At 39.1% G+C, this 20,340-nt stretch carries 13 protein-coding genes; 6 read left to right on the top strand and 7 right to left on the bottom strand.

Annotated elements, in window-relative coordinates:
* Positions 1-21 precede the first annotated feature (21 nt).
* The 3 genes from C4F49_RS02295 to C4F49_RS02285 form a co-directional block, all read right to left on the bottom strand.
* Positions 22-1,956 (bottom strand): RagB/SusD family nutrient uptake outer membrane protein, encoded by a 1,935-nt coding sequence (locus tag C4F49_RS02295; RefSeq protein WP_196934237.1) that lies wholly within the window; start codon positions 1,954-1,956, stop codon positions 22-24.
* 35 nt (positions 1,957-1,991) lie between these two features.
* Complete coding sequence (locus tag C4F49_RS02290) at positions 1,992-5,240, bottom strand: SusC/RagA family TonB-linked outer membrane protein (RefSeq protein ID WP_196934236.1); 3,249 nt, start codon at positions 5,238-5,240, stop codon at positions 1,992-1,994.
* Positions 5,241-6,101: 861 nt separating this feature from the next.
* Complete coding sequence (locus tag C4F49_RS02285; protein ID WP_196934235.1) at positions 6,102-6,890, bottom strand: response regulator transcription factor; 789 nt, start codon at positions 6,888-6,890, stop codon at positions 6,102-6,104.
* A 205-nt stretch (positions 6,891-7,095) separates the two neighbouring features.
* Between C4F49_RS02285 and C4F49_RS02280 the strand changes: the two genes are divergently transcribed.
* The gene (locus tag C4F49_RS02280) at positions 7,096-8,595 is read left to right on the top strand and encodes a sulfatase (protein ID WP_196934234.1); all 1,500 of its coding nucleotides are present in this window, start codon (positions 7,096-7,098) and stop codon (positions 8,593-8,595) included.
* 13 nt (positions 8,596-8,608) lie between these two features.
* On the opposite strand, the gene hemW is transcribed toward C4F49_RS02280, so the two are convergent.
* A complete protein-coding gene (gene hemW, locus C4F49_RS02275; protein ID WP_196934233.1) occupies positions 8,609-9,745 on the bottom strand; it encodes a radical SAM family heme chaperone HemW in 1,137 nt (378 codons plus the stop codon).
* 300 nt (positions 9,746-10,045) lie between these two features.
* Here hemW and C4F49_RS02270 point away from each other — a divergent pair, with 300 nt between their 5' ends.
* A complete protein-coding gene (locus C4F49_RS02270) occupies positions 10,046-11,479 on the top strand; it encodes a hypothetical protein (protein WP_196934229.1) in 1,434 nt (477 codons plus the stop codon).
* Positions 11,480-11,520: 41 nt separating this feature from the next.
* Here C4F49_RS02270 and C4F49_RS02265 read toward each other — a convergent pair whose 3' ends face one another.
* Positions 11,521-12,135, bottom strand: coding sequence for a hypothetical protein (locus tag C4F49_RS02265; RefSeq protein ID WP_196934227.1), 615 nt, complete (start codon positions 12,133-12,135; stop codon positions 11,521-11,523).
* On the bottom strand, positions 12,135-12,641 hold the full coding sequence (locus C4F49_RS02260) for an RNA polymerase sigma factor (protein ID WP_196934225.1): 507 nt from the start codon (positions 12,639-12,641) through the stop codon (positions 12,135-12,137). The genes C4F49_RS02265 and C4F49_RS02260 overlap by 1 nt, the downstream gene beginning before the upstream one ends.
* Before the next feature lie 91 nt (positions 12,642-12,732).
* Between C4F49_RS02260 and radA the strand changes: the two genes are divergently transcribed.
* Together radA and C4F49_RS02250 are read left to right on the top strand one after the other, a co-directional pair.
* Positions 12,733-14,115: a DNA repair protein RadA gene (radA, locus tag C4F49_RS02255; RefSeq protein WP_196934223.1), complete on the top strand. Its 1,383-nt coding sequence runs from the start codon at positions 12,733-12,735 to the stop codon at positions 14,113-14,115.
* Positions 14,116-14,145: 30 nt separating this feature from the next.
* Positions 14,146-16,203 (top strand): glycoside hydrolase domain-containing protein, encoded by a 2,058-nt coding sequence (locus C4F49_RS02250; protein ID WP_196934221.1) that lies wholly within the window; start codon positions 14,146-14,148, stop codon positions 16,201-16,203.
* 76 nt (positions 16,204-16,279) lie between these two features.
* Here the strand turns inward: C4F49_RS02250 and C4F49_RS02245 are convergent, their stop codons facing one another.
* Entirely contained in the window at positions 16,280-16,945 is a 666-nt protein-coding gene (locus C4F49_RS02245) for a TlpA family protein disulfide reductase (protein ID WP_196934219.1), read from the bottom strand.
* Between the two features lie 67 nt (positions 16,946-17,012).
* Here C4F49_RS02245 and C4F49_RS02240 point away from each other — a divergent pair, with 67 nt between their 5' ends.
* Together C4F49_RS02240 and nagB are read left to right on the top strand one after the other, a co-directional pair.
* The gene (locus C4F49_RS02240; RefSeq protein ID WP_196934217.1) at positions 17,013-18,179 is read left to right on the top strand and encodes a methionine aminotransferase; all 1,167 of its coding nucleotides are present in this window, start codon (positions 17,013-17,015) and stop codon (positions 18,177-18,179) included.
* A gap of 136 nt (positions 18,180-18,315) precedes the next feature.
* On the top strand, positions 18,316-20,235 hold the full coding sequence (gene nagB / locus C4F49_RS02235; RefSeq protein WP_196934215.1) for a glucosamine-6-phosphate deaminase: 1,920 nt from the start codon (positions 18,316-18,318) through the stop codon (positions 20,233-20,235).
* Positions 20,236-20,340: the final 105 nt, after the last annotated feature.

Raw genomic sequence — 20,340 nt, 5'->3', positions numbered from 1 at the left:
TTAAATTAGAATTACATTGATTTACCATAATGGAGATTGCAATAACTTATCATTTCTGCGCAATTCATTAATGCTAATTGGCCAAAAATAATCGCGTAAAGTAAATGTCCGGTTATACATCACCACGCGGCGATAATAGGTTTGAGGCGTTGATTGCCTGAAATCCCATCCATAAATCGGAGTGTTTAATTCTACTTGTGCGGTTTTCCATCTTCTCAAATCCCAAAAACGTTGTGATTCAAAAGCCATTTCAATCGTACGTTCACGACGAATAATATCTCTTAAGCCTTCTTGCGTATTTGGTTTGTCGGGAAAAATCGAATAGTCAGACCAAGATTCGATAACACCTTTTAAACCGCTTCTGGCACGGATCGCATCTAAATAGAAGAAAATCTCATCGCCAGGGCCAAATAGCTCATTTAAAGCTTCAGCATACAGTAGGTATAAGTTTCCTAAGCGCATCATGCTATACGGATAGTTGTATGAAGTGAAATTATTTGCCTCACCTACCAAATTGTAATAACTCACTAGTTTTTTAGGTGTATATCCAGTCCCTGAATAGCGTGTAGGAGAATTCGTCGCAGCAGCATTTCCGCCTGGTCTAGCATTTATATTGAAGGCTAAATTATCGTTATTATGGCTGCTCATAAAATATCGGCCGCCATCAAATGATAACGATGCATAAAAGCGATCTTCGCGATCGAAATGCAAGCCAACTGTCGTATGGCCCGGAATCAAGTTGTACTGGTATGGAGATTCGCCTAAAGGCACGTCGCGAAGGTCAAATCGTTTCGAATAATCCCAGCTAAAATCCTCCTCTATTGGCACCCCATTCTTAGAGTAAAATTTCAAGGCCATATTTAATGTCGGAGCCATGTACCCTCCCATAGATTGATTCGAGATACGTGCTGGATCAATACTTCTAGGCATAAAGGCCAGTCCTTGATGCGATTGATTTGCTGTACTTCTGTTGTTGATCCAGATTGCTTCAGAATTATTTGTCCTTTCTGTGATTGCTTGACGTAGGCTCATCTGGAAAATCGTGCTTTGTTGCGGAGCAACAATCATCGTAGTGGATGGGTTCCATTTGTACAATGATTTTCCTGCAGCGTGCGCCACATCGATAGCCTCTTTACAAGCATCCGCCGCCAATTGCCATTTTTGAACACTGAACGTTGCGTTGAATAATGGCTGTCCGGTCGCATTGTTGTATCCCGGATAGTCTGTGTTTCCGTTGAACAATGGACTCGCTGCGGCGATTAGAATTTCCGCTTTCATGGCTTTCGCTACAATTTGCGTAATGCGTCCATTCTCTTGAGCCGGAAGCATGACGTCTTCCATCAATGCTGGAATTGCTTCGTCTATTTTGCCAACGATGTAGGCAAAAACATCGTCAATAGGCTGTCTTTCATAATTTACGTTATCGGGATCCTCAAAAATAGGAATGTTTTCTTCCACGATTGGAATAGGTCCATACATGCGCATTAAATAATAATGATAATACGCCTTTAAGAATTTAACTTCCGCTGCCCAACGATCTTTTTCTATTTGATCCATGTCAGGAACTCGTTGTATATTTTCTAAAAAGATGTTACACTCGCGAATACCCCTCCATAGTTGTGTACCTCCAGCATTCCCATCCCAATAATTAAGCAGTGGACTGTTCGCATTTTGACTGCCCATTGCGATGTACCAGTTTGGGAAATCTCCTTGCGAAAAATTGGTAGTCGAATTCAGCCAAAACTCATCTCCTGCTAACAACGCAGGGTTCGCCTCCATGACATTTCCGCCAGGAATCCAGCTGTAGCAGGTGAACAGAAAACGTTCTGCCATCGTTCGCATTGAAAATGCCTGATCTAATTCGGCCACATTATCTGGAACGATATCCATAAATTTATTGCAGCCAGAAAAAAATAGCACTCCTGTTAAAATCACTGTATTTATAATCTTTTTCATTTCAATATCTTTTTGTGTAATCAGTGTTTTGTCAATTAAAGGGTCATTAGAATACCAAGATTAAATACCTTTTGTAATGGGTACCTTAATCCCGCACCGCCCATTTCGGGATCCCACAAATCGAAAGAGCTGAAATTGAATAAATTGCTTCCAGTGGCATAGATTCTAAACCTTTCGATTTTAAATCTGCGTGTGAAATTGTCGTTCAATGTGTAGGCAAGCTCGACTTGTTTAAGTCTTAAAAATGCGCCGTTTCGCATCCAATACGTACTTGTTTGGGTATTGTTTTCGAGCGGGTTTTGGCTTAAACGTGGCCACATCGCATAAATGTCGCGGTTGTCTTCTGACCAATGGCTATCCGCCCAGGCCTGCAAAACTGCATTTGGCGCTGTCATGCTCCCAAAAGGAGCAGAGCCACTGTTGAGAGCATCGCCAGCCGTTGCATTGATGTGCATCGACGTTCTCGACATGCCACTGAAAAAGAATGAAAAATCAAATTGTTTAATCCCTGTAGTTAGTCCGAATCCGAAATTGATTTGAGGTGTTGTTGGATAACCGATAGGGACGATGTCATTTGCGTTCACAACTCCATCACCATTGACATCCAAGTACTTGATGTCTCCGCCCATAAGCACTCCAGCAAAGGATTGCTGCGGGCTATTGAATACTTCTTCATCATCAATAAACAGTCTTTCTGCGATATACCCTCTGCGTTGCGTAGCATCAAGACCGATAAGGCTTAAATATTCATGATCATAATTAGGCTCTTCGAAATACAAGTATTCACCTTTGGCAAATGTGAATGTTCCTCTTCCTTGAAACCATAAATTGCTGTTTACAGTATGCATGTACGTTAACTCACCATCAAATCCCTGGCTCTTGTATTTACCAAGATTGGCGTGAACTGGTGCGGCCAATCCCATTGTAGATGGCAGCGATGCCCTGGATTGTACAACATTGCTACGGATCTGTCTGAAAACATCACCCGTAAAACTCAGCCTTCCGTTGAATAATCCGAGGTCAACTCCTAGGTTGGTTTGCTGAGAAATTTCCCAGGATACATACGGATTTGCATATCGATTAATCGAAATACCATTTCTTTCATAGTTTTCACTTCCTGTACTCACCCCGAAATTAAATCTCCGATTATTGTCGCTCAGGTTAACTTCTGATAAGTAGAAGAAACGCGTTCCGTGGATGTTGTCATTTCCAACTAAACCGTGAGTCAAGCGCAACCTCGCTGTGCTTAAGACATCTTTGATCGGTTCCATAAACTTTTCATTGTGAATTGTCCATGCAACACCAGCAGAAGGGAAGAATCCCCAACGGTGGTTTTCAGCAAAAACTTCTGAACCATTGTACCCAAAAGTAAATTGGGCATGGTAGCGATTGTCATACACATAGGTGAAGTTTCCTGAGAAACTGGCATTTCTATACGGCAATGTTGATAGCAAGGAACTTGATTGACCTGTCGGCAAGGTGATTCGGTTTCTTATCGTCGAAATCAACATACCTGTAACGGAATGTTTATCATTGAAAGTCCTATTGTAATTTATGGCATTCTCCATGTAAAACAGCGATTCTTGACCACGTCCATTATCGCTATAATCCAAATATTCTGTACCGCCCAATGGATTTAGATTCAAAAAGGAATAACTTCCGGTGGCAGGATCGATGGATCCAGGCGTGTAGTAGAATGGATTGTATTGTCTTCTGTACTCCATGTATGCGTTGCGGGAAGCATTCGCCAATCCGCGATAGCTAAAGCCTTCTACCCACTTAGAAAAATCTTGCTTAAGCTCAACCTGAACTTGCATATTGCTTTGCGACCATTCGGAATATCCTCTAACAATTTGTGCATATGGATTTAAGAAAAGATTTCCGCTTCCATCATCATAATTTCCGAACATCGGATGGCTGATGTACGATTGTTGTGGTCCCGGTTGGTAAATCGGCTGGAACAATGCAGGATTTGCACGTAATGCATTTCGGAAAGATGAACTTCCTCCTTCTGGCGGGCCGCTGTAGTTTCGGTAATTTGCAACGGTACGAACCATCAACTGTGTAGAATTAGTTACATTGATGTTGATGTTGCTTCGAAGGTTATATACTTTAAAGTCAACGTTGTTGTTGAAATTGTTGATTGGATTGACACGGATCAAACCGTCATCTTGCGTTAAGTTTCCACTGACGAGGTAGTTTGCAACCTGACCGCCACCTGAAATATTCAAGTTATAGTTTTGTGTATGCGTATTTGGTTTGGTAACCTCGTTTAACCAGTTCACCGATGGGTACATAATCGGATCCGTTCCGGCCGCTGTCATCGCTATTTTTTCTTCAGAATATAAGGTCAATGCCAAAGGGTCGCGAGTCAAAATGGCTTCGTTGTGCATTTTCATAAAAGTCACAGGATCTGCGATTTTCGGCATTTGTGTCGGCGTCGATATCCGTTGTTCTGCTCTGAACGTAATTTTCGGACGTCCGTCTTTTCCCATTTTAGTTGTTACTAAGATAACGCCATTCGCTCCGCGAGATCCATATACAGCTGAAGCCGTCGCATCTCTCAAAATGGAAAAACTAGCAATATCATCGACAGGAATCCGTGCTAAATCATCGGATGTTACTTCCATGTTATCGATCAAGATCAATGGTCTGCTGTTGACACCGAACGTTCCAATTCCACGGATGAAAAAGTCTGCATTATCTAGTCCAGGTTCTCCACTACGTTGAAAAGAAATTACGCCGGCAACTCTTCCTTGCAATGCACCAGTAAGGTTACTGCTTGGCAAACGAAGTTCTTCCGGATTAATAGAAGATACAGATCCAATCAAATCTGTTTTACGTTGTCGTTGTCCAAATGCAGTTACTACAGTTTCTTCTACTAAATTTTCGGATTCGACCAATACGACATCAATAACTTCTTGAGTCGAAACTGTGATTTCCTGGCTTAAATATCCTACCAAACTAAATACGAGTGTAGAATTCGCGGGAACTCTCAGTATATAACGGCCATTTAAATCGGTCGCAGTTCCTATGGTTGACTTCCCTTTTACGGTGACGGAAGCGCCTGTTAATATGTTTCCTTTGTCGTCTTTGATTATACCTCTGACTTCACGATCTTGTTGTAAAATAATATTCTTTAATGCATACGCGGTTGATGCGGAGGCATTCACTTGGTAGGCGCAACATATTGTGAAGAATAATAGAAGATGAATTATTTTCCACAGAAATGAATTCTTGTCAACATGTGCGCTATTCTGTATCGAACTATAGGTTTTATACATTGAATCTAATTTGTTATGGTTTAAAATTGGTTTGTTGAGTGGCTTACCCAATGTAATCCAACATGTACCTTGGGCTGGTTATTCCCTTGGATTTTGTTTATCTAGTAAGTGTGTAAATTTTATAGCATGATCATAATTCCTTTCATGGTGTGTTGATTTTGTTGTTTGCTTACAGTCTGAAAAAAGGAAAACGGGTCGGTATTACTGCTATAGCAAGATGTTCTATTTGTAAAACTTTGTGCTTAGCGGGACTAGAGAGTTACTCCAAAGAGGGTCTAATCCGATCGGTTCACCGGGTTAACTTATTTAGCTGTTAGACTTGCGTCTAGCCGGCTATTTTCCGTTTAATATTTTTGAATTACTGTAGGTTATTTTGTTTATAATATAGTTTTTACATAATCCTGACATCAAATTTCTTTATTGTACTTAAGAAAAAAATACACGTATGTTTCAATAAGTTGCAAAATCGTATCAATTATGGGCGTTTTTCGTGCAAAATGGAAAATTTGAGCTCGGATTGAAAATTTCTAAACGCTTTTTTTGGATTATTTTATTTTTAATCATTAAGATAAAATCATGCTTTAATATTTTGAATTTAACCCTCATTTAATCATTAATAAATAAGCCTATCTTGGTCAAATTGGAAGTTTTTGAATGATTTGAACTATTTTTGGTATTTTTTGAACAAATTTTGAAATTAATTTCAAATTAATTTAACTATACGAAAACGATGTAATTTTACCCAAAAAATAAGGTTTCTGAAAAGCAAATTTGAGCGAATTTTAAGGCCTTTTTTTACCTAAAATTAGAGTTGTTTTTACTCCTGTCGACCTGTTGTTTGGGAGGCTCAGGTTGAGGATCTTATAACGTTTTGTTTTCTATGCTATCCGCATATTCTTTTGGGCTGATTCCAAATTGTTTTTGGAAATTTCTTGTGAAGTGCGATGATGAATTAAAACCCACTAAAGCTGAAATTTCATAAATCTTAAATTCGCGGTCAATCAATAGTTCGGTTGCTCTTTTTAAGCGGGTGATATTAATTAATTCGTTTGGCGAAAGATTTGAAATTGCTTTTATCTTGCGGTACAAAGTAGGTCGGCTCATGTGCATGCTGTCAGCCAGCATATCCACACATAAACCTTGCTCCGATAAATTATCCATAATCAAGCTATTTAGTTTTTGAAGAAAAACCTGATCAGCTTTATTGAAAGCCATGCTTTGCAAAGGAGTTTCTGGTGATTTGCTGTAGTGTTCGCGCACATGATGGCGGTTGCGAAGCAGGCTGCTAATTTGAGCCTGCAAGTAGGTTGGAGAAAATGGTTTTTCTATATACGCGTCTGCACCATGGTTTAATCCCTCAATCTTATATTGCAGATTGATTTTAGCCGTCAGTAGAATAAAGGGAATATGGCAGTGGCTCACACTCTCTTTTAGCCGAGCGCAAAGCTCATAGCCATCGACATAAGGCATCATGACATCACTGACAATTAAGTCAACCATGTTCTCCTGTAGATAATCGATCGCTTCTTGGCCGTTTGTAACCTTGATAACCTCATAGTTTTCGCTTAAATCATCAGCAAGTAAATCAAGTATTTCCTGATTGTCATCAGCAACGAGTACGGTGGGATGTTTTTCCGGAGAATTATTCATGCTTAGCTTAGGTGTTGATAAAGTAGTATTGGAAAACGTATGGATTCCAAAGGTAATTTAATAAAGCAAAATAAAAATAATTTTACTTGATACAAAATAACTGTAAATTGAGATAATTTAACGACATTATTTTCAACTAAGACTTTAATTTAGCGTATCTGATTTAGATCCAGTTAAATTCTGTTCAAATAAATAAACCGCAAAAATGATTTATAAAATCGGCCTACTCTGTTTGCTTAGCATTTTCTTTACTGATGTCAATGGACAAGATAAGAAGAGATTGAATGTCTTATTCGTATTAGTGGATGATTTAAGACCTTCTATTGGTGCATTTGGAGACAGCCTTTCGGTCACACCAAACCTCGATCAACTAGCGAAGAGTTCACATGTTTTCGAACGGGCTTATACGAATCAAGCTGTCTGCGTAGCTTCCAGATATAATTTGCTGCTAGGAGCAAGGTCTACATCCACTGGCTTATATGATTTTGGAAGGGCATTTAGGGATTTTTATCCACAAGCTACAACACTTCCGGAGTATTTCAAAAAGGAAGGCTATCATACGGAAGCGATTGGAAAGGTGTTTCATGTAGGGCATAACACCTACAACGATGAACAGTCTTGGTCAGTACCGCATTTTCATGAAAAGGTTATTGAATATGCCGATAAATCAACACATTCTTCTACCCGTGAAGAAGCTTTGTTTGCGAATGTCTCTTGGGCAGAAGCAAATCAGTTGCCTAAAGGTGCGGCTTATGAATCGCCAGATGTTTCAGATGATACTTACGCAGACGGACGGGTCGCTAATCGAGCGATGCAGCGGTTAGAAGAATTAAAAAATACAGGTGAATCTTTTTTTATGGCCGTAGGCTTTGCTAGGCCACATCTCCCGTTTTCGGTTCCGAAGAAGTATTGGGATTTGTACAATGAGCAAGATTTTGACAATGTCGATAGGACAACGAACCCAGATTTGGCGCCAAAATTTGCAACAAAGCGCGATGAGGAAATTTCACAATATGCAGGAATTCCATTGTCAGCAACTGTCGATCCTTTTCCGGACTCGTTGGCGATGAAATTAAGGCATGGCTATTATGCCGGTGTCTCTTATGTTGATGCGCAGATCGGAAAAGTAATCCAAAAACTGCAAGAAACAGGCTTGGACAGCAATACCATCGTGGTTCTTTGGGGAGATCACGGTTATTTGTTGGGAGAAATGGGCATGTGGACAAAGCACGTGAACTACGAGATAGCCAACCGGATTCCATTGATCATTCATCATCCTGATCATAACAATGGTGTTAAGACAAAGGAATTTATTGAAACAGTCGATTTGTTTCCAACCTTGGCGGCGCTATGCGGCTTAAAAACTCCAGAAGTTCAACAGCCTTTAGACGGCGTGAGTTTTGAACCTATGTTTTCTTCTGGAAAACAGGATATCCGAGAATATGTTTATCATTGTTTTCCTCGCGGAGGAATGCTTGGAGAGGCCATTCGTGACAAAAACTTTCGTATGGTTCGCTGGACGCCAATGCGAGCTGATAGAGAAGTGGTTTATGAGCTGTATGAATACAGCAACGGACTAGTTGAAACAAAGAATATTTGGAGCGAAGACCATCCTGAATTTATCCGCCTAAAGGCCATCTTAGAAAGCCATCCAGCGGCAGCCTCGATGCGGCCTGAGAGTAAGCCGCGAAAAGCAAGCTTATAGGTTTTGGTATAAATTAAAAGTCCATTTTGTCAACTAGAAAGAGTTCTGAAGCTACATGATCGGCAACTAATTTGCCTTGCTGAGTTAGTATAATATGCTGATTGGATTTTTCTGCGTCTCCTTTTTCGATAAAAGGCTGAATTTCTTTTTCCAAATAATCTTTAGTGTGCGATCCAAATTCTGCCTGTACTTTATCTAAATCAATGCCCCACATCGTTCTTAGCGAAGTCATAATGTATTCGTTAATGCGGTCTTCCGTTGACAAAGCTTCTGTTTCGATGTTCAATGATTTCTCTTCGACACCCGCTATGTATTTGGCATTATTGGCTACATTCCAAGATCTGGAAGTCCCATTAAAGGAATGTGCAGAAGGGCCTATGCCTAAATAATGTTTCCCTCTCCAATAATTGGTATTATGTTTCGCGTACATGCCAGGTTTGGCGAAGTTGGATATTTCATAATGTTGGAATCCATTCGCTATCAGCTTCTCCATTAATAGCGTAAATTGATCCGCGCTCTGCAGTTCATCCATTGCGGGCGTTTTTCCTTTTTTTATAAATTGATCCAAAGCGGTTTTGCTTTCGACCGTCATTGCATAGGACGAAATGTGGGGGATTTGAAAGTCAATCAATTTCTGGATATTCGACAGCCATTTTTCGTCGGTCAATAAAGGAAATCCATAAATCAAATCGCTTGTAATGTTTTCAAATCCCGCATCCTGCACACGTTTTATCGCGGCATCTGCTTCTTGCGCATCATGAGCACGATTCATCCAGCGTAGATCTTCTTCAAAAAACGATTGTATGCCAATACTGAACCGATTGATTTCAGTGCCTTTTAAATCAGCGACTTTTTGTTTTGTCAAATCGTCTGGATTTGCTTCGATTGTTATTTCTGCATCGCTGGCGATTTCGTAGTGCTGTTCAACTTGACCGATTAACCTGGCAATTTCGCTTGCGCTAAGCAATGATGGCGTTCCGCCGCCAAAATAAATGGAACGAACGGTTTTGTCTTCTAAATAGGAAGCCCTGACTTTCAGCTCATTTTCCAAAGCGACAAGCATTTCATCTTTATATTTCAACGAAGTTGAAAAATGAAAATCACAATAGTGACAAGCTTGTTTGCAAAAAGGAATATGGAAATAAAGCATGGGTGCAAATATAACTATAGATAAATTATGATAGATATAATAAGATTGATAATAAAATACTGTTGCAAGTAATTTAATTTGATTATCAATTGGGTATTGTGTTAGCTACTCTAATGAAAAATTTTGGAAAAAATCGAATGCAAACTCTGAAAGAGCAAAAGGAAATACTCCAAGGTATTATAAGTTTGAAGGTCGATTGAATCATTCGATTTCAAATTCAAAAATCTCTGTCTATTGTACAGAATTGAAGGAGTATAATGCTGTAATTAATAAGAAAGGATTTTTCTTAAAAAATATTTGTTGATTTTTTTTTGGATTGCTGTTAATATTCTAACAATCGTCCAAGCTCAGGATGCTTTAGATGCGTTGGGTGACCACCACAATGTCGAAATAGAATTTCATGCGAATCGATTGATTGGGATTAGCCAGAGCCTCAATGGGAATTTTGAACAGGCCATAGCCTATTCGAAAAAAATCTACAAAATTGCCGATAGCATCAACAATAAGGCTTATTTACATTCTGCATTGATTAATTTGGATGCTTCTCAGGCCAATATTTTTGATAACACTAGATCCGAAAAAGATAAACTCCTATCGGAAGGCTACTTAGCAGAATTGCTGGATTTGGCGAAATTCCACAGCAAAGAAATTGGTTACTATAAATTAGCAATCATCTATATCAATGCCTCTGACTATTATTCCTACTATAATCCACAAGCTCCAAATGCAGATTCTCTGGCAATGCATTACCTTAATTTGGCTTATGAAACCGTTGAACATTTGGCAGAGAAAAATCATATACTAGCACATATTTATTCTGTCCACACCAATATTCTTCGAGATAAAAATCCTGCCGAAGCGGAAAAAATCCTAAAAAAATCAATTGAACTGCTGAAGAATGTAAAGCCCGCAAATAATAAGTTACTGAGCAATTCTTACCGTCGGTTGGCAAGATTTTACGCTGGCCGGGGGGATTTTAAAGGTGCGTACGATCTGATGCAGGAATGCCTTACACAGCTTTTAACGGGTTTTAATGAGGAATCCAAACAAGAGATTTTGAATCTTACAGCGATTTATGAGATTGGTAAGAAAAACGAAGACATAAAAGTTTTAGAAGAGAAAACGGCTTTGCAAAGAAACAGAAATGTCATCTTGTCGATAGCAATTGGGTTTGCGATCGCAACGGCTTTGTTTATTTACTTTTACTATAAGAGCAAACGCGATAATCTTGAATTGGAGAAGCGTAACATTGCGCAGCAACTTCATCTGAAAAATGAAGAAAATGAAAAGATGCTCTTGCAGAAAGAAGTCTTAGAATTGAAGCAAGAGAAAGCGCATAACATCAATTTGATGCATATTATGCAGCTGAATCATAAAGATCAGCTCTTGCAAGAGATTTCGAGCAAGATTGAACCTGAAGAAGCCAAAAAGTTTAACAACTTGCTAAAAAACAATAACCAGGTCGACAAGCAATTTGATGAGGCAAAAAATGCAATCGAAAAAGTCCACCCTTCCTTCTATAAATATTTGATGAAAATGTCGAATTACGAACTGACAGAAATCGATCTGAAATACTGTTCATACATTTACTTAAAGTTTGATAGTGCTGAAATTTCTTCTCATCTGAATGTAGAACGCAAGTCAGTCCGTATGGCAAAATATAGAATAAAGAAAAAATTAGGGTTGGATAAGGAAGTCGATCTAACGGAATTTTTACGAAACCTTAAGTTTTAAGGTGCTATTGAAAATTAGATGCTGAATAAGTTATGTGTTACTTATTCAGAATCCAATTTTTTAAGTTCATCATAATTTACGTTCAGCTTCTTTAAAAGCCGAACGTAAATTAAACGGTAAATATATTTTGCGAACATGATGAACAGCACTGCAATAATGGCGAATGCAATGAACATGCAAACCTCTTTAAAAACGAGGAAGGAAGTTACTTCTTTGGCTTTCTGTATATCCATGCTGATTTCTTCAACAGATACAATAAAGAAAACAACTGCAAAATAGTAAATGTTAAACTTAATATAAGCCTCTACATTTTTTCTTGTTCTAATAATATTCTCTAATAATACTTTTGTTGAATCAGTGTTTTTTATCGCAAGATAACTCTTGAAAAACTGATAGATAAAAAAGATAACTACAGGGTAAAAAACTAGCAGTGAAGCTAATTCAAAATTTAAAAAGAAATTGGAATACTCCTTCTCGGGGGAGGGTAAAAGATTTAACGATAAGCCAAAAGCCAATTCGATTAAACTGATTATAAATATCCATTTTACGATAGAAGACGAACTTTTGTGAGACATTTTCTTAATCTCCTCGCTATTCACCTTCGGAAAATCGCTGTTCTTTTGCCAGTGTTTTTTTAACAAATCTAACTCGTCCATTATGCTTCTCCTTTCTGACTTAACATGACTTTTAATTTCGTTTTAATCCGGTTCATCTTTACCCGTGCATTCACTTCGCTGATTCCTAGTGTTTCGGCAATTTCACCATAATCTTTATCTTCCAAGTACATATACACCAGGGCTTTTTCAATATCATTTAGGTTTCTGACAGCAGCATACAAGCTTTTTAGTTGCTCTTCTTCATGCATGTCATATTCTTCATAACGCAACCGCTCAAAAGATTCATTCCAATCAACGGTTGAAATTTTTCTCTTTTTAGTTCTGAAGAGAGAAATCGCCGTATTTAACGAAACTCGATACGCCCAAGTTGAAAATTTTGAATCTCCTTTGAATTTAGGGAATGAATGCCATAATTGAATGACCATTTCCTGAAACATGTCTTTATGTGTTTCTTCATCCTTCGCATACAGCTTGCAGATTTTGTGGAGAATGTTTTGATTCTCCTCCAGTAAAAACACAAATTCTTGTTCCAGCTTTTGGTGCATTGTTTAATTAGTCGAACACAAAGGTAATTTGTTACAGGCAGAATTCTATTTTTTTAAAATGGTTTGAAGACAATTTTAGTAAATTCGTGCAATGGCAAAATCAAAATCAGCTTACTTCTGTCAAAATTGTGGCTATGAATCGCCGAAGTGGCTCGGACAATGTCCTTCCTGCAAACAATGGAATACTTTTGTTGAAGAAGTCGTCGAGAAAGTGAGTTCGAAAGTGCCCGAATGGCGAAGCTCAACAACGACCACAACTAAGCGCGCCAACAAAGCGGCCGTCATTCATGAAATTGTCTATCAAGATGAACAGCGATTGGCAACGCCCGACGCAGAATTCAATCGCGTTTTAGGCGGCGGAATTGTTCCTGGTTCATTGGTGTTAATCGGCGGAGAACCTGGTATTGGAAAATCAACCTTAATGTTGCAGTTGGCTTTGACCATTCCAAAAATTAGAACATTATATATTTCCGGGGAGGAAAGCGAGCAGCAACTGAAAATGCGTGCAGAAAGGTTGGTTCAAAATTCAAACGCCAATTGTTTTATTTTAACTGAAACATCCACGCAAAATATATTTAAACAACTGGAAGTTATCCAGCCTGACTTGGTAATTATCGATTCTATCCAAACTTTGCATTCGGCACAGATCGAATCGGCTCCCGGTTCTGTTTCGCAAGTTAGAGAATGTACCGCCGAATTATTGCGCTTCGCGAAAGAAACAAGCACACCTGTTTTTATCGTGGGCCATATAACCAAAGACGGCGCAATAGCTGGCCCCAAAGTATTGGAACATATGGTCGATACTGTTATGCAGTTCGAAGGCGACCGTCATCATGTCTACCGTATTTTGCGTGCCGTGAAAAACCGTTTTGGTTCTTCTTCGGAATTAGGAATTTATGAAATGCAGGGGTCTGGACTTCGCGAAGTATCGAATCCTTCTGAAATCATGCTGTCACAGCGCGATGAGCCTGTTAGTGGCGTTGCCATCGCATCGATGCTGGAAGGTGTTCGTCCCTTAATGATTGAAGTGCAGGCATTGGTCAGCAATTCAGCTTTTGGAACTCCGCAACGTACTTCCACAGGTTTTGATACAAAACGGTTAAGCATGTTATTGGCGGTTTTGGAAAAACGATTTGGCTTTCGCTTGAGTGCGCAAGACGTGTTTTTAAATATTGCGGGTGGCTTGCGGGTTGAGGATCCTGCAATTGATTTAGCCGTTGTTGCGGCCATAATTTCTTCTCAGCAAGATATTCCTTTGCCAAATACCTATACCTTTGCTGGAGAAGTCGGTCTTTCGGGAGAAATTCGGGCGGTAAACCGCATTGACCAACGCATTGCCGAAGCTGAAAAGCTAGGTTTCCAATCCATCTTTATTTCCAAATACAACACAAAAGGTCTTGATGTTAAAAAGTATGACATTGCGATACGGCCTGTAGCTAAATTGGAAGATTTATTTTCTGCGCTATTTGGATAAAAAAAACCCTTAAACTCTAAACCCAATACAATGAATTTTTCTACACTGAAAGAAATTTTTACTAAACTATTTTTGTGCAGCATCTGCATCCTGTCGTTTGGATATAGCCAAGCGCAACAGTTAACGGAGAAAGTGAATGTTTTCCTTGGCTCTTCTGGAGACCACGGTCAGTTGTCGCCAGCGGCTTCTTCGCCTTTTCATCAATTGAGCATTGCGCCGCAGACTTATCCAAATTTGCACATGGGCTATGAGCATTATGCGAAAGAAATTTTAGGCTTTACGCATAACCGTTTTGAAGGTGTAGGATGTCAGGGAAGCGGAGGGTTAATTTTCGTAAAACCTTATTTAACAAATCCAGAAGAAAAATTAGTTAAAGAAACAGAAATAGCCGGTCCAGGATTTTATGAAATTGGATTGAGAGAAAACATGCAGGCAAAATTTGCTGTGGACGGCAATTTCGGGACGCATGAATATTTTTTTCCAAAAGGTAAAAAAGGTTTGTTGATTGATTTCGAACATTCGTTCAACCGTGCATTCGTGTCGAATGAATACGAGATTTCTCCTGACGGAATCATTTTGGGAAAGATTAGGTCAAAAACCACATGCCATGTTGGTGTGTACACCATTTATTATGCAATCTCAATTCCAAATGCCGAGCTGAAAAAATCAGGAAATCGGATTGAAGTTATCCTGTCGGAAAATCAAGAGAAAGCCGAGCTAAAAATCGCATTCTCTTCAGTAGATAAATCCTACGCATTAGCAACGCTCACTGAAAATTCAAAACTTGACTATGCTCAGGTGAAATCGAAATCAACGCTTATTTGGGAAAATTTCTTGTCCCATATTGTCGTTAAAGGCGATCCTGAGCGCGAAAATCTATTTTACTCCTTGCTTTATCGAACTTTGCAATCACCGTATCAGACTTCAGAACCAGACGGCAATTACCGTGGCACGGATGGACAGATTCATCAAACCAAGGGAAAACGCTATCATGGATGGGCGATTTGGGATAACTATAAAACGCAGCTTCCCTTATTGGAACTAGCCTATCCTTCGCTCTATCAAGATGTGGTTTCTTCCATTTCTGATTTGTATAAGTATGGCAAATATGATTTCGCGGGACAGAATGAGCCTGCAAATTCAGTACGAACCGAACATGCTGCGGTCGTTTTGCTGGACGCAAAGAAGAAAGGATACGATATCGATTTTAAGTCCATCCGTGATTCATTGATAAGAGATACAGCAAGATTTGACTGGGCGAAGCCCGATAAATATTTGGAAGCAGCTTACGATATGTGGGCGATGGGAAATTTATTTCCTGCCGGAGAATCCGAAAATTATTTTTCTAAATCAAAGACCTATGCTTCGATTTGGAACAAAGAATTTAAAGACCTTACGCGTTCTGATGTTGATCGAATGTCTGCCAGAAATATGTACCAGGGAACCATTAGGCAATATCGCTGGAATGTCCCATTTGATATGGAAGGGTTGCGAAATTTGATTGGCGGCAAAGATGCGCTGAGCGAACAATTGGATGAGTTTTTTGATAAGCAGTATTTTAACCGTGCGAATGAGCCTGATATTCAATCGCCGGTGCTTTATTATGCAAGTTCAAAACCTTGGCGATACCAATCCTTAGTTCAGGAATTGGCGGTCGATACGGTGATTCAATATTATTTTAATGACAACAGTAGGGGAATCGGTCCGCATATCGACCGAATTTATAAAAACGAACCGAAAGCATTTGTTCGGACAATGGATGATGATGCTGGCGCAATGTCGGCTTGGTTTATCCTTACCTCAATAGGCTTGCATCAGCCTTTAATCGGCGAGCCGATTTATTACCTGAATGTTCCTCTCTTTGAAGAGATTACCATTCAATACGAAAAGAAGCCATTGCACATTGTCGTTAAGAATTTTGACTCACAGCACCGCTACATAAAAAGTGTGAAATGGAATGGAAAAGATTTACGGCGGGTTTGGATGAAGCGCGAAGAGCTCGCAAAAGGTGGAGAATTAATTATTGAAGCTTCTCCGCAACCGACAGATTATGGGGCTGACTCCATCTGGATTTCATCCATGAAGTAAAATCCGAATTTATGAGACAAAGAAAATGGGGCAGAAATTAATTGTGCCCAATTTTCTTTGTCCTTTATTTTTTCTCCTATAAAAGCTCTCGCAGCTTGGCTCTTAATTCTTCGCCATGTACATTTCGCGCGACGATAATGCCCTTAGGATCGACCAAAATATTTTGTGGAATTGATTTTACACCGTAAACTTGACCGGCTGCATTTCCCCAGCTCTGCAAATCAGAGATGTGCTTCCAATCTAATTTATAATTCTTAACTGCTTTTTCCCAAGGAGCAAATTCTCTGTCGAAGGAAACACCTAAAATATCAAAGTTTTTATCTTTAAATTCATTGTATGTCACAAGCAGATCTGGAATCGCTCGAATACAGTCTGGACACCAGCTCGCCCAAAAATCAATCAGCACATATTTTCCTTGTAAATCTGAAAGTGAATAGGGCTCGCCCTTCAAATCAAACTGTGTAATGCCAGGCGCTTTTTTACCTACTGAAGTTCTTTCTAACGTCTTGATGTATCGTTCGAACACTTTCCCTTCGTCCGATTTTCGAACAGATTTATCCAGCCCTTTAAACAAGCTATTCAATTCTTTGTAATCGGGCGTGTAGCCCCCGACTTTCTGAATGATTTTTAATGTTTCGGTTTTATCTGGATTCGCTTTCACCTGCTTGATTAATTCCTCTTTTGTTTGAGCAAATAATAAGATAGGGAGTAGAAATAACGTTGCTAAAAATATTTTTTTCATGTAATTACAAATTAATCTAGTCAAAGATAAAATAACCTATTATTTTAGTAGACTTAAAAAACGCAAAATGACAAATGTATTTCAAAAGTTACGCATTTTCTCCAAACTTCCCGACACGCAGGCAAGCATATTCTCCATTATGTCTGAATGCGCGGCAAAAGAAAATGCAATCAATTTGTCACAAGGATTTCCTGATTTTGATTGCGATCCAAAATTAATCAGTTTCGTCAATCAATACATGACGGCTGGGAATAATCAATATGCTCCAATGGCCGGCCTCTTATCATTGAGAGAAACCATTGCAGAAAAAGTTAATTTTCTCTATCAAAAGCCAATCAATCCGGATTTAGAGATTACGATTACCGCTGGTGGAACTCAAGCAATATTTACGACCATTGCGGCAGTAATTCAAACGGGAGATGAAGTCATTATTTTCGAACCCGCTTACGATTCCTATCGTCCAACCATTGAGCTGTTTGGAGGAAAAGTTGTTGCCGTGAAACTTAAAAGCCCTGAATTTAAGATTGATTGGGAGGAAGTAAAATCGCTGTTTTCTGAAAGAACAAAGTTGATGATTATTAACAATCCCAATAACCCTTCCGGGAAATGTTTGACTAAAGAAGATGTTTTGAAATTAGAAGATTTGGTAGAACAGTCCAATTGCTTGATTTTAAGCGATGAAGTCTATGAACATTTAGTTTTTGATGGAAGAAAACACCTTTCCCTGCTATCATCCACACGATTGGCCCATCGCACTTTCGTGATTGCTTCGTTCGGTAAATTGATTCATGCGACTGGCTGGAAAATCGGTTATGTTATCGCGCCAACAGAATTGATGATCGAATTTAGGAAAGTACATCAATTTTTGGTTTTTAGTGTAAATACCCCAATTCAATACGCGATAAATGATTATCTAAAAGATAGAAATGTATATCTGCAATTAAATGATTTTTTTCAAAAGAAAAGAGATTTTCTGTTAGAAGGTTTAAGCGGTTCACGATTGAAAGCAATCGTTCCCGAGGGCACTTATTTCTTGCTTGCTGATTACTCTGATTTGAGCGAGGAAAAAGAATTAACTTTCGCTAAAAGAATAACTTCTGAATACAAAGTAGCAACGATTCCGGTTTCAGCATTTTATAAGGACAGCCTTGACCAACAGGTAGTACGATTGTGTTTTGCCAAAAAACAAGAAACGTTGGAAAAGGCGATAGAAAACCTGATTAGAATCAAATAAAAAGTTGAATATGCAAACGATTGAGTGAATGAATCCTGAATTTAATTGATTTTAATCACTTGAAAATTGAAAAAGCATAGCTTTTATTTCTAAATTTGTTTCTCACTTTTTAATCAATAATCAAATTATCCTACCAATGGCAAGATTAAATTTATTGGAAGAAACTCGTTTCGAGAAGATACCGGTACAAGTTTATCCCAATCAAGAAGTCGCTTCAATCGGTGTTGCAAAAAGAATAGCGAATGTTATTAGAGAAAAGCAAGAGAAAGGCGAAACCGCAGTTCTTGGTTTAGCAACAGGCGCGACTCCTGTAAAGGTGTACAAAGAATTGGTTCGTCTGCACAAAGAAGAGAACCTGAGTTTTCGGAATGTGGTAACTTTTAATTTGGATGAGTATTATCCGATGTTGCCAACTGCCGACCAAAGTTATGTCACTTTTATGAACAAGCACTTGTTCGATATGATTGACATTCCTAAAGAAAATATCAATATTCCTGACGGGACTGTTCCCGTCGAAAAAGTGCAGGAATATTGTGAAGGCTATGAGCAAAAAATTTCGAATCTTGGCGGCTTAGACATTCAGATCTTGGGAATTGGACGTACGGGACACATCGGTTTCAATGAGCCGGGTTCTGCTCCAAATTCAGGGACGCGTCTAGTTACCCTAGATGACTTGACTCGTCGAGATGCGTCACGTGATTTCGGTGGTAAAGAAAATGTGCCGACAAAAGCCCTAACAATGGGTGTGGGGACTATTTTCAAAGCCAAAGAAATTATTTTAATGGCATGGAATGAGAAGAAGGCGGAAATTGTAAAAAAGGCTGTAGAAGGTGAAATATCTTCAGATATCCCGGCTACGTATCTACAATTATCAGACCGTGCCGAATTCATTTTAGATCAAGACGCCGCTTCGGCATTAACACGATATAATACGCCTTGGCTCGCTAAGGATGTTGTCTGGACGGATGATTTAGCTAAAAAAGCAGTAGTTTGGTTGTCTTTGGAATTGCAGAAAGCGATTTTGAAATTAACTGATGACGACTACAACAACCACGGTATGGCTCAGTTGGTAACAGAGAAGGGGCCTGCTTATGGTATCAATATTCGAGTTTTCAATGAATTGCAGCGTACGATTACAGGCTGGCCAGGTGGAAAGCCGAATGTAGACGACTCAAACAGACCTGAAAGAGCCGAGCCTGCACGCAAAGATGTAATTTTGTTTTCTCCACATCCGGATGATGATGTCATCTCGATGGGCGGAACATTTATTCGCTTAGCGGATCAAGGCCATAATGTGCACGTTGCTTACCAGACCTCAGGAAATACAGCCGTTTGGGATGATGATGTATTAAGGTATTTAGAATTTGTTGGAGATTTCGCGGTTGCGATCGATGACGATAAAGGTTTGGTTAGAAAAGTTTACTCAGAGGCGCGTGAGTTTTTCAAAACCAAAAAACCAAATCAAGTAGATCCAGAAATCGTTCGCACTATAAAAGGTCTAATTCGAAAAGGAGAAGCTATTGCAGGAGCGAGATTCGTAGGTTTGCCAGATGAAAACATTCATTTCCAAAATTTGCCTTTCTATGATCGCGGTAAATTCTCGAAAGATGTAAGCTATGAAGATGATATTCTTCAAACTATGGAATTGTTGCGCGCTGTAAAACCACAGCAAGTTTTTGCTGCAGGAGATTTTGCAGATCCGCACGGAACACATAAAGTATGTTTTGATATTATTCTAAGTGCTTTATTGCGTTTGAGAGAAACTGACGAATGGACAAAAGATTGCTGGTTATGGTTGTATCGCGGTGCATGGCACGAATATCCAATTCATGAAATTGAAATGGCAGTGCCACTTTCACCACAGGAAGTAAAACGTAAACGTTTGGCTATTTTCAAGCACCAGTCTCAAAAAGATCTTCCGGTTTTCCCAGGAGATGATCCAAGAGAATTCTGGGTAAGAGCTGAAGACCGTACGAGCGATACCGCTGCCTTGTACCATAAATTGGGGTTAGCCAATTACGAAGCTATTGAAGCTTTCGTACGCTGGAAATTTTAAGTAATTTAATACACTCTTATAAAAATCCATCTAGAGAAATTTAGATGGATTTTTTCGTTTTTAACATTCCTAATAGTTAAATGATGAAATTTTATTAAAATTAGA

The sequence above is a fragment of the Sphingobacterium hungaricum genome (genome assembly GCF_015210005.1).
Lineage (GTDB): Bacteria > Bacteroidota > Bacteroidia > Sphingobacteriales > Sphingobacteriaceae > Sphingobacterium > Sphingobacterium hungaricum.
Note: the sequence above shows the minus strand (reverse complement) of the source record. Positions and strands in the feature narration are given on the sequence as shown.